Annotated in this window: 10 protein-coding genes; 3 read left to right on the top strand and 7 right to left on the bottom strand. The window is 32.5% G+C overall.

Annotation, left to right across the window (positions count from 1 at the left end):
* Window positions 1–52 precede the first annotated feature (52 nt).
* The 3 genes from FDM27_RS14060 to FDM27_RS14050 all read left to right on the top strand — a co-directional run bounded on the left by FDM27_RS14060 (window position 53) and on the right by FDM27_RS14050 (window position 3,993).
* Window positions 53–1,006, top strand: a complete 954-nt coding sequence (locus FDM27_RS14060; protein ID WP_071183656.1) for an acetyl-CoA carboxylase carboxyltransferase subunit alpha — start codon at window positions 53–55, stop codon at window positions 1,004–1,006.
* Window positions 1,007–1,149: 143 nt separating this feature from the next.
* Window positions 1,150–2,694, top strand: a complete 1,545-nt coding sequence (gene dnaB, locus FDM27_RS14055; RefSeq protein ID WP_071183655.1) for a replicative DNA helicase — start codon at window positions 1,150–1,152, stop codon at window positions 2,692–2,694.
* A 36-nt stretch (window positions 2,695–2,730) separates the two neighbouring features.
* Window positions 2,731–3,993, top strand: coding sequence for an asparagine synthetase B (locus FDM27_RS14050; RefSeq protein ID WP_140487438.1), 1,263 nt, complete (start codon window positions 2,731–2,733; stop codon window positions 3,991–3,993).
* A 4-nt stretch (window positions 3,994–3,997) separates the two neighbouring features.
* Here FDM27_RS14050 and FDM27_RS14045 read toward each other — a convergent pair whose 3' ends face one another.
* The 7 genes from FDM27_RS14045 to thrS all read right to left on the bottom strand — a co-directional run bounded on the left by FDM27_RS14045 (window position 3,998) and on the right by thrS (window position 10,461).
* Complete coding sequence (locus FDM27_RS14045) at window positions 3,998–4,387, bottom strand: hypothetical protein (protein ID WP_140487436.1); 390 nt, start codon at window positions 4,385–4,387, stop codon at window positions 3,998–4,000.
* Between the two features lie 156 nt (window positions 4,388–4,543).
* Complete coding sequence (locus tag FDM27_RS14040; RefSeq protein WP_140487434.1) at window positions 4,544–5,215, bottom strand: response regulator transcription factor; 672 nt, start codon at window positions 5,213–5,215, stop codon at window positions 4,544–4,546.
* 9 nt (window positions 5,216–5,224) lie between these two features.
* Window positions 5,225–6,952: an ATP-binding protein gene (locus tag FDM27_RS14035; protein ID WP_140487432.1), complete on the bottom strand. Its 1,728-nt coding sequence runs from the start codon at window positions 6,950–6,952 to the stop codon at window positions 5,225–5,227.
* Window positions 6,953–7,105: 153 nt separating this feature from the next.
* Window positions 7,106–7,450 (bottom strand): 50S ribosomal protein L20, encoded by a 345-nt coding sequence (gene rplT, locus FDM27_RS14030; protein ID WP_035633036.1) that lies wholly within the window; start codon window positions 7,448–7,450, stop codon window positions 7,106–7,108.
* 169 nt (window positions 7,451–7,619) lie between these two features.
* Complete coding sequence (gene rpmI / locus FDM27_RS14025; RefSeq protein ID WP_007810722.1) at window positions 7,620–7,817, bottom strand: 50S ribosomal protein L35; 198 nt, start codon at window positions 7,815–7,817, stop codon at window positions 7,620–7,622.
* 126 nt (window positions 7,818–7,943) lie between these two features.
* Complete coding sequence (gene infC / locus FDM27_RS14020) at window positions 7,944–8,498, bottom strand: translation initiation factor IF-3 (protein ID WP_394332097.1); 555 nt, start codon at window positions 8,496–8,498, stop codon at window positions 7,944–7,946.
* 16 nt (window positions 8,499–8,514) lie between these two features.
* The gene (gene thrS, locus FDM27_RS14015) at window positions 8,515–10,461 is read right to left on the bottom strand and encodes a threonine--tRNA ligase (RefSeq protein ID WP_071183650.1); all 1,947 of its coding nucleotides are present in this window, start codon (window positions 10,459–10,461) and stop codon (window positions 8,515–8,517) included.
* Window positions 10,462–10,954: the final 493 nt, after the last annotated feature.

Raw genomic sequence — 10,954 nt, 5'->3', positions numbered from 1 at the left:
ATTTAATATTTTATATTTGCACTTCCAAATAAAATAATAACGCACAAATCCTATGGAATATTTAGATTTTGAGCTTCCAATAAAAGAACTTGAAGATCAGTTAGAAAAATGTCAAGTTATTGGGCAGGAATCAGATGTTGATGTTACCGCTACATGCAATCAAATCAACGATAAACTGATTGAGACTAAGAAAAATATCTATGAAAATCTTACTGCCTGGCAACGTGTGCAATTGTCAAGACATCCAAGCAGACCTTATACCTTAGACCACGTTAGAGGACTTTGTGGAGATACATTTTTAGAACTTCATGGAGACAGAGGATTTAAAGATGATAAAGCCATGATAGGTGGTTTAGGAAAAATTGGCGGTCAATCTTTTATGATTATTGGTCAACAAAAGGGATACAATACTAAAACGCGTCAGTACAGAAACTTTGGAATGGCTAATCCTGAAGGTTATCGTAAAGCTTTGCGATTGATGAAAATGGCCGAAAAGTTTAATATTCCAGTAGTTACTTTAATAGATACTCCGGGAGCTTATCCAGGTTTAGAAGCTGAAGAGCGCGGACAAGGTGAAGCTATTGCCAGAAATATTTACGAAATGGTTTTGCTTAAAGTGCCTATTATTACCATCATTGTTGGTGAAGGTGCTTCAGGTGGGGCTTTAGGAATAGGAGTTGGAGATCGTGTTTACATGCTTGAAAACACTTGGTATTCGGTTATTTCTCCTGAGTCTTGTTCTTCTATTTTATGGAAAAGCTGGGAGTATAAAGAAAAAGCAGCTGAGGCATTAAAATTGACTTCTGCTGATATGAAAAAACAAGAATTAATAGATGATATTATTCCTGAACCGTTAGGAGGAGCTCATTATGACAGAGAGACTACTTTCAGAACAGTTGAACAGTATATCTTAAAAGGATACAACGAATTGAAAGATTTATCAACAGCTGATTTAATTGCTCAGAGAATGGATAAATACACTAAAATGGGTGAATTCAAAGAATAATAAACTTATTTTAAAATGATAATCCGTCTCGTTTACTAACGAGACGGATTTTTTTTGGTTATAAACAAAATCGACTTAGTTATAAACATATTCGTGTAATAACTAAACTGTGTTTTTTTTAAAATTTATGTTACTTTCGTGCTATGGAAAATTTCAAGAATGTTAAGCCTGTTAAGGTAGATAAAACTACAATCATAAATTTAGAAAAAGGAAAACTTCCTCCACAAGCTATTGAATTAGAGGAAGCTGTACTGGGTGCAATGATGATTGATAAAAAAGGGGTTGATGATGTCATTGATATTCTTCAGTCTGACGCATTCTATAAAGAATCTCATAAGCATATTTTTGAAGCAATTGTACAGTTGTTTACTGAAACACAACCTATCGATTTGTTGACTGTTTCGGCTCAGTTAAAAAAGAATGGAAAATTAGAGTTAGCAGGAGGCGATTTTTATTTAATTCAGTTAACACAAAAAATATCTTCATCAGCACATATTGAATTTCACTCACGGATTATTCTTCAGAAATTTATTCAACGCAGTTTAATTCGTATTTCATCTGAAATTATCGAAGATTCCTATGATGAAACTACCGATGTTTTTGATTTGTTAGACAAAGCAGAATCAAAACTTTACGAAGTTACCCAGGGAAATATTAAACGTAGTTCGGAAACTGCACAAAGTTTAGTTTTACAAGCCAAAAAGAAAATTGAAGAAATTAGTAAAAAAGAAGGATTGAGTGGTGTTGAAACCGGTTTTACTAATTTAGATAAACTAACTTCAGGATGGCAGCCAAGTGACTTGATTATTATTGCGGCTCGTCCGGCAATGGGAAAAACAGCTTTTGTATTGTCAATGGCAAGAAATATGGCAATTGATTACGGACACGGAGTAGCTGTATTTTCGCTGGAGATGGCTTCTGTACAATTAATCACTCGTTTGATTTCGTCTGAAACAGGTTTGTCGTCTGAGAAATTACGTACTGGTAAATTAGAACCACATGAGTGGACTATGCTAAGTACTAAGGTTAAAGACTTAGAAAAAGCACCTTTATTTATTGATGATACGCCTTCGCTTTCTATTTTTGATTTACGAGCAAAAGCAAGACGTTTGCATTCACAACACGGTATAAAGATTATTATTATCGATTATTTGCAGTTGATGACCGCTGGTGGAAATTCAAAAGGTGGAGGAAATCGTGAGCAGGAGATCTCGACTATTTCCCGAAACTTAAAGGCTTTAGCCAAAGAATTGAATGTTCCTGTAATTGCACTTTCACAGTTATCACGAGCCGTTGAGACGCGTGGTTCCAGTAAGCGACCTTTGCTTTCTGACCTTCGTGAATCGGGAGCGATTGAGCAGGATGCTGATATTGTATCGTTTTTATACCGTCCTGAATATTATAAAATTGACGAATGGGATGATGATGAAGCAGCACCAACTGCAGGTCAGGCCGAAATCATGATTGCAAAACACCGTAATGGTGGAATCGAAAATGTTCGTTTGAAATTCTTAGGACATTTAGGTAAGTTTGACAATTTAGATGATTATAGCGGAGGTTATGATGACGATTTACCTTCGGCAATGAATCAGGATGATAATTCTTATATTACTAAAAATCTGCCTTCACCTCATGAAGCTTTTGGGAGTAATTTGAATGATGACGATGACGACGATATGCCTTTCTAAGATAAAAAAATGCTATATTTGAAATAAAACATTCCAATGCTTTTTAGAAAAATAGCTTTCCTCATAATTATCTTAATTTCTTTTTCAGTAAAGGCTTCTTTTATTTTGTTGCCAATGGATGAGAATTCACAGCAAAATCACCTTAAAGCTTACGGAATTACCTATTGGTGTCTGGATAAAAAATACAAGGCGAGTTGGCTGCTTAATTATCGCGGTGGCTCGTTTTTATTACCCGATGCAGCTGAAATTCGAAAAGAATGCCAAATTAGAGGAGTAAGTTTCGAAATTTTATCAGATAATGAACAGCAGGTTATTTTAAACGAAATCGCAAGTCCATCGCAAAATATGGAAAATGTGATTTTGGAAAAAGCACCTAAAATAGCTGTTTATACGCCTAAAGGAAAACAACCTTGGGATGATGCCGTGACTTTGGTTTTAACCTATGCCGAAATTCCTTTTACCGCTATTTATGATGAAGAAGTTTTAAGTGACCAATTAGTTCTGTATGATTGGTTGCATTTGCATCATGAAGATTTTACGGGACAATACGGTAAATTTTATAGTTCATATCGAAATGTGCCCTGGTATATCGAACAAAAAAAAGAAGCTGAAAATCTGGCTGTCAAATTGGGTTATGCTAAAGTTTCGCAAGAAAAAGGAGCTGTAGCTAAAAAAATCAGAGATTTTGTTATCGGTGGCGGATTTATGTTTGCCATGTGTTCGGCAACGGATAGTTTTGATATTGCTTTATCAGCCGATGGAGTAGATATTTGCGAATCAATGTTTGATGGCGATCCGAGTGAAGCTAATTATCAGTCGAAATTAAATTATGGTAATTCTTTAGCATTTAAAGATTTTATTTTAGAAAGAAGTCCTGAAAAATATGAGTTTTCAGATATTGATATGACCGAAAAAAGAATCGTTCCAATGGAGAAAGATTATTTTACGCTAATGGGATTTTCGGCCAAATGGGATCCAATTCCTTCTATGTTATGTCAAAATCATACCCAACTCGTGAAAGGATTTATGGGACAAACTACAGCTTTTGATGCCAGATTGATAAAATCCAATGTTTTGACATTAGGGACTTGTGAGCTAAATGGTGAATCCAGATACATTCACGGACAAAAAGGAAAAGGAATGTTCAGTTTTTATGGAGGACACGATCCGGAAGATTACCAACACAAAGTAGGGGATGCTCCTACAGTTTTAGATTTACATCCTAATTCACCAGGTTATCGATTGATTTTGAATAATGTTTTGTTTCCTGCTGCGAGAAAAAAACAACAAAAAACCTAGTATTTTAATCGATTTTTAATTTATACTTTAAGCCATTAATATCAGTTGCTATTATTTCTTTATAATTAATATCCTCACTGACAATTTCAATTTCATTATTGTTTTTTTCTTTTAAAATTCCGATTCCGACTTCATTTTCAAGATTAATAATTCCATTTACTTGTTCGCCATTTTCATTTGTTCCTGTAAATTGATGATCGTATTTCTTATTATTTCGAGGGGAATAATAATAAAAATCGTTTGACTTATGAATGTTGGATGCTTTTATCTTGTGTTTCTCAGTTGTCTCTTTTTTCGAAATGAGATTTTGTTTATCATCATTGGAGCAGGAACTCGAATTTATTAATAATCCTATTATTATAAATTTGGATAGACTATTCATTTTAGTTCTCATAGTTGATTTATTTTAACTATGTCGTTTAGTTTTTATTAGTGGTAGTTTTAATGTAGATTGGAATCCAAATCTATAACTAATAAAAATATTTTTTTTACGGAAAACCGTAAACAGAGAACTTTTTATGAAGGAATTATTAAATCTAAGAGATCGATTTTAGATTAATCCCATGTCTTTTGCTATAGCAATAAGGTGTATATTGTTATTTGCTTTGAAGTAGGTTTTGAGTTTGTTAAGGCGTTTTTCAATACTACTATTTCCGTTTGGGACAATTCCTGATTTTTTAAATTCGGTTGCAATTTCGTTTATAATTAATCCTTTGGATAATGATTTTAATAATGAAATATCATAAGATTCTATTTCGATTATAGATTTTTCTGTTGATGTATTAGTGTTTATTTCCGGTAATAAAATTCCAGTTTCGTTATTGTAAATTCGGTTAATTGCTTTTTCTAATTCTTTAATGCTATTTCTGCCTTTTATCACATAAGCATCAATCTTTAAAATATTGAATAAAGATTTTATTTTAAAAGATTTATCTTCAATAGAAAAGACAATTGTTTTGATGTTTGGTTGTGTTTTTTTTGCAGCAGCAATAAGTTCTTCGCCATTAATAAGTTTATTTTCTCTGTGGTCTTGTTTAAAAGATAAGTCGCTTATTAATAAATCGAATGGTTTTTTTTCAGCTAATGCTTTTTTAATTCTTATATGAGCGTCATCACAATATTTTACGTGTTGAATATCGTCTATAGAAAGTTCTTCTAAGGTGTGTATGATGGATTGACTAATAGAATCTAAATCTTCGGCAATTAATACTTTTTTAAACATATTGATTAATTATATTGGGATAATCATATTTATTTTAACGCCTTTATTGGGTTCGCTATCAAAATTAAAATTTCCATTGATGGCTGTAATACGGTTTTCTGCATTTTGAAGTCCATTTTTTTTAATATTTTCTTCAAGATTAATTCCAATTCCGTTGTCAAAATAATTCAATAAAAGTTTATTTTCTTGTTCTTTGAACGAAATTATGACTAAGTTAGATTTACTATGTTTTTTCATGTTTATCAATGACTCTTGAAGGACACGATATATTGTAATTTTTTTTAAGTTGTTTATGTTGGACCAATCTATATTTTCTAACCCATTAATAATAACATTTATCGAGTGATTTTTAAAGCTGTAAATCATATCTTTTAAATATTCCTCAAAAAGATTTCCGGTTTCAACTAGGCTGTTTTCTCTCGAAATATTTCTTGTTGTTGAATAGATATGATCTAAATTTTCGAGTAGTTTTTCGGTGTTATTAGTAGAAGAAAGGTCATTAGTTTCAGCAAAATTGATAGTTTGAAAGATATCATTGGCTAATTCGTCGTGTAGTTTTTTTGAAATTCTAATTTCGGTATTATAGGCTGTTTGAAGTTTTTCTTTTTTATTTTTCTCAATTAGATAGTAATAGATGAACCCGGAAATGATTAGTATAATTACTATTGTGAAAGTAATTACAATATTCTTGTTTTTTTCTAATTCCTCTTGTAGCTCTTTTTCAGCTTTTAATTTCTGATTTTCTTCTTTTTCTTTTTTAGAATCGTATTTTAATTTAGCAAAATAATTTTTTGCCTTTTGTCTTACTTTAGTAATGCTATCATTAAGATGTATGTAATTAAGAGAATAGTTTTTTAATTCTTTTCCTGTGCTGTTTTTTATTAAGAAACTTAAGGCTAGTAAACGATCACCTGGATTGTTATATTCTGTTGCTTTTTGATAATATAAATTAGCATATCTCACTGCCTTTTTTTGGTCTTTTTTTAAATAATATTCATATAAATTATAATAATTAGTTGTTAAATCATAATCATCATCAGCTGTTGCATCCATATTGGAACTAAGTTTTAATGATTTATTTAGAAATGCAATAGCGTTTAGGTTACCAATTTTAAAATAACAATAACCTAAGTCATTTAATATACCGGAGAGATAATATCTGTTTTGTTTTATTTCTTTTTCATCAAGTAAAGGGAGTAATATTTCTATAGCTTTTTTGTATTTCTTTTGTTGTTTGTAAATATTTCCAATGTTAATGACACTTAGTAGTTTACGTTTTTTAGAAACATTAAACGAGAGTGCTTTTTTATAATAAAATAAAGCCTCATTAAAATTTGCTTGGCATGTGTGATTGTATGCTAGCATGGTGTGAAATTTATATTTTTGTCTTTCATTCTTTACCTTTTCAATATTAGAAAGCGTTTCAACAATTGTACTTTCAGCACCTGAATAGTCTCCTTGTAGTTGTTGAGATGTTACTAAAATAAACATAGTAGTAGTGTACTTTGTAAATTCTTTTTCAGGATTGATTATTAGCTTTGTTTTGTTAGCATAATAAAAGGCACTGTCATATTTAGAATTATCGTAATACTCGTTGGCAAGTTTGTAGTATTGATTAACTTGTTTTGTATTGTATGTGCTGTCTTTTAGGACAACCTCTTCCTTTTTATGGCATGAAAAGGTTAGGAGCAACAATAATACAGCTATTGTTTTGAAAATTATTTTTGGAAAAATCATTTTACTAAAATACTATTTTTCTGTATATCTGAAAATGTCCTGACGTTATTTAGGTGTCTTTTTTTTGAGTTTCAATATAACAAAAAAACCTCATTCGGAAGAATGAGGTTTTTCTATGTAAGTAAGTAATCCTAAATTGAGTTGATAAAACGTTTATTTTACTTTATTAAGTACAGCTTTGAAAGCTTCTGGGTGGTTCATAGCTAAATCAGCAAGAACTTTTCTGTTCAATTCGATTCCGTTAGCTTTTACTTTACCCATGAATTGTGAATAAGACATTCCCTCTAATCTAGCTCCAGCGTTGATACGTTGAATCCATAAAGCACGGAAATTTCTTTTGTTCACTTTTCTGTCACGGTATGCATAGCACATTGCTTTTTCTACCGCATTCTTTGCAACTGTCCAAACGTTTTTACGTCTTCCAAAGAAACCTTTGGCTTGCTTCATTATTTTTTTTCTTCTTGCTCTTTTAGCAACTGAATTTACCGATCTTGGCATAATTTTATTGTTTTTTTGTAGCAGGCGTCCCGAATTTAATCAAGAGAACTTATGGCCATACTCCAAGGTTATAATTTAATTGTTTTAACCTAAAGAATAAAAAGTTAGAAGTTAGAATTAGAGGTTAGAAGTTTTTTACTTATAACAAATAACTCTTAACGATTAACAATTATATAATTCTTAATTGTTGTTTGATGCTTTTCATGTCTGTTGAGTGAACTAGCGCTGAGTGTGTCAAAGCTAATTTACGTTTCTTAGATTTTTTAGTCAAGATGTGACTTTTAAAAGCGTGTTTTCTTTTGATCTTTCCAGAACCAGTAACTTTAAAACGTTTCTTGGCGCTAGATTTGGTTTTCATTTTAGGCATTTTTTCCTAGTGTTTTAATTTATTCTTACTTACTTGTCTTTGCGAGCTTGAGAAGCACCCGAGCGAAGCGAACGGAGCTTTTGCTAATCTCATTGTATTTTCTGCAATTTGTCTTCTGCTAACTGCTTACTTTTTTTTCTTAGGAGCAATGAACATAATCATTCTCTTTCCTTCAAGAACTGGCATTGCTTCCACCTTACCATGTTCTTCTAAATCCTGAGCTAGTCTTAATAATAAGATTTGACCTTGATCTTTATAAATAATCGAACGCCCTTTAAAGAAAACAAATGCTTTCAATTTAGCACCTTCTTTCAAGAATTTTTCAGCGTTCTTTCTTTTAAATTCATAATCATGCTCATCTGTTTGAGGACCAAAACGGATTTCCTTAACGACAACTTGTGACGATTTCGCTTTTAGAATTTTTTCACGTTTCTTTTGCTCATAAACAAACTTTTTGTAATCCATGATTTTACAAACCGGCGGATCTGCATTCGGTGAAATTTCAACTAAATCCAATTCAAATTGATCTGCTAAACGCAAAGCTTCTGAAGTTTTGAAAACTCCTGGCTCTACATTTTCACCTACTAATCGTACTTCTGGTACACGAATAAGATTATTTATTCTGTGTGCATCTTTTTTTTCTACGCGAGGTTGAAAACCTCTGTTGCTTCTTATTGCTATGACTTTAAAATTTAAGTTAAACTGTAAATACTTTTAATGTTTTGTTTATTTCTTCGTTTACAATTGTAGCAAATTCTTCAATTGTTACGCTAATATTTCCTTTTCCTTCTTGACCTTGACGGCGGATTGAAATTGTTCCGTTTTTCTCTTCTTCCTCTCCTACAATCAGCATGAACGGGATTTTTTGTAATTCAGCATCCCTAATTTTCTTACCAATTGTTTCGTTTCGGTTGTCAATTAGCCCGCGAATTTCGTGATTTTCTAGCAATTCTAAAACTTTTTTAGCATAATTTTCATATTTCTCGCTCAAAGACAAGATAATAGCTTGTTCTGGCATAAGCCAAAGAGGGAAATTTCCTGCTGTGTGTTCCAGTAAAATAGCTATAAAACGTTCCATAGATCCAAAAGGGGCTCTGTGGATCATAACTGGTCGGTGTAATTCGTTATCTGACCCTTTATAAGTTAAATCAAAACGCTCTGGCAAGTTGTAATCTACCTGAATAGTTCCAAGTTGCCATTGTCTTCCAAGGGCATCTTTTACCATGAAGTCTAATTTTGGTCCGTAAAAGGCAGCTTCGCCATATTCAACAACGGTGTTTAATCCTTTGTCACGGGCAGCATTGATGATTGCATTTTCTGCTTTTTCCCAATTTTCATCTGTACCAATATATTTCTCTCTGTTTTCTTGGTCTCTTAATGAGATTTGAGCAGTAAAGTTTTCAAATCCTAATGAACCAAAAACATAAAGGACAAGATCAATTACTTTCTTGAATTCTTCATCTAATTGTTCCGGAGTGCAGAAAATATGGGCATCATCCTGAGTAAATCCTCTTACACGAGTCAAACCATGTAATTCTCCAGACTGCTCATATCTATAAACAGTACCAAATTCAGCATAACGCTTTGGTAAATCTTTATAAGACCAGGGTCTTACATTGTAAATTTCACAGTGATGAGGGCAGTTCATAGGTTTCAATAAGAACTCTTCGCCTTCGGCTGGAGTATTTATTGGTTGGAAGCTGTCTGCTCCGTATTTTGCATAGTGACCAGAAGTTACATAAAGTTCTTTTTGGCCAATATGTGGAGTGACTACTTGCTCATAACCGGCTTTTTTCTGTGCTTTTTTTAAGAATTGTTCTAATCTGTCTCTTAAGGCAGCTCCTTTTGGTAGCCATAAAGGTAAGCCTTGACCTACTTTTTGAGAAAAAGCAAATAATTCTAATTCTTTTCCGAGTTTACGGTGATCACGACGTTTTGCTTCTTCTAATAAAGCTAAATATTCAGTAAGATCTTTTTGTTTAGGGAAAGAAGTTCCATAAACACGAGTCAACTGTTTATTTTTTTCATCACCTCTCCAGTAAGCACCAGCAACACTCATTACTTTCATTGCTTTTATAAGGCCTGTATTCGGAATATGTCCTCCACGACATAAGTCGGTAAAAGTATCATGATCGCAAAAAGTGATTGTTCCGTCTTCAAGATTCGAAATTAATTCTGTTTTATATACATTGTCCTTATATAGTTCTAAGGCTTCTGCTTTAGAAACAGGACGTAATTTGAATTCGTGTTTTCCTCTAGAGATTTCAAGTACGCGATCTTCGATTTTCTTGAAATCAGCTTCGGTAATTTTTTGATCTTCAAAATCCACATCATAATAGAAGCCGTTTGCAATTGCAGGTCCAAGAGTTAATTTGATTCCAGGATACATTTCTTCCAGTACTTGTGCCATAACGTGGGAAGTCGAATGCCAAAAAGCTTTTTTTCCATCGGCATCATTCCATGTATATAATGTAAGACTGCCGTCCGTGGTCAAAGGAGTTACTGTTTCTACGGTGGTACCATTGAAAGAAGCAGAAATTACATTTCTTGCAAATCCTTCGCTAATGCTTTTAGCAACATCCATCGGAGTAGCGCCTGGCGCAAACTCTCTAACTGACCCATCGGGCAAAGTAATCTTAATCATTGTTAGTTTAATTTTGAGAGTGCAAATATATAGTATTAGAAAAATACATACAATATATATTATAGTATGTTTCGTGGAATTCAAGTCTAAATAAAAACACTTGCTTATATATGTATTGTTTTCTGGAGCTATTTCCCGCTATTCACTACAATCTTTCTTGTCCCGTTAAAAAAAAAACGGGACAAGAAAGGGTTTTTGTTGCTATCGGGGCTAGGGTTGTAGTTATTAAGTTGGTTTTTGTTGTCATTTCGAGTGGTTTTAAATGATAATGCGGTAGTTTATTGTTTAAAATTGTATCGGGAAGCTTTGTTTGAACTAAAGTTCTTGATATTGGGTTGGTGTTTTTTGTGTTTATCTAATAAAAACCTTAGCGAATCTCTGTGTTTTCTTTGAGTATCTCTGCGAAACAACTTCTGATAAACTCCAAAATCCTACAAAAGCTAAAAAATAAAAACCACGTTTTCAGTTGATTAAAAAATACTTTCAAAATAGT

Origin of the sequence: Flavobacterium sp. GSA192 (genome assembly GCF_006386525.1) — a bacterium.
Lineage (GTDB): Bacteria > Bacteroidota > Bacteroidia > Flavobacteriales > Flavobacteriaceae > Flavobacterium > Flavobacterium commune.
This window is presented reverse-complemented; position numbering and strand designations above follow the sequence as displayed.

Bases quoted from the DNA above. Each gene is read 5' to 3' on its own strand.
- FDM27_RS14050 (WP_140487438.1), top strand. From the start codon at position 2,731: ATGCTTTTTAGAAAAATAGCTTTCCTCATAATTATCTTAATTTCTTTT.
- thrS (WP_071183650.1), bottom strand. From the start codon at position 10,461: ATGATTAAGATTACTTTGCCCGATGGGTCAGTTAGAGAGTTTGCGCCA.
- FDM27_RS14035 (WP_140487432.1), bottom strand. From the start codon at position 6,952: ATGATTTTTCCAAAAATAATTTTCAAAACAATAGCTGTATTATTGTTG.
- FDM27_RS14060 (WP_071183656.1), top strand. From the start codon at position 53: ATGGAATATTTAGATTTTGAGCTTCCAATAAAAGAACTTGAAGATCAG.
- FDM27_RS14045 (WP_140487436.1), bottom strand. From the start codon at position 4,387: ATGAGAACTAAAATGAATAGTCTATCCAAATTTATAATAATAGGATTA.
- rpmI (WP_007810722.1), bottom strand. From the start codon at position 7,817: ATGCCTAAAATGAAAACCAAATCTAGCGCCAAGAAACGTTTTAAAGTT.
- rplT (WP_035633036.1), bottom strand. From the start codon at position 7,450: ATGCCAAGATCGGTAAATTCAGTTGCTAAAAGAGCAAGAAGAAAAAAA.
- FDM27_RS14040 (WP_140487434.1), bottom strand. From the start codon at position 5,215: ATGTTTAAAAAAGTATTAATTGCCGAAGATTTAGATTCTATTAGTCAA.
- dnaB (WP_071183655.1), top strand. From the start codon at position 1,150: ATGGAAAATTTCAAGAATGTTAAGCCTGTTAAGGTAGATAAAACTACA.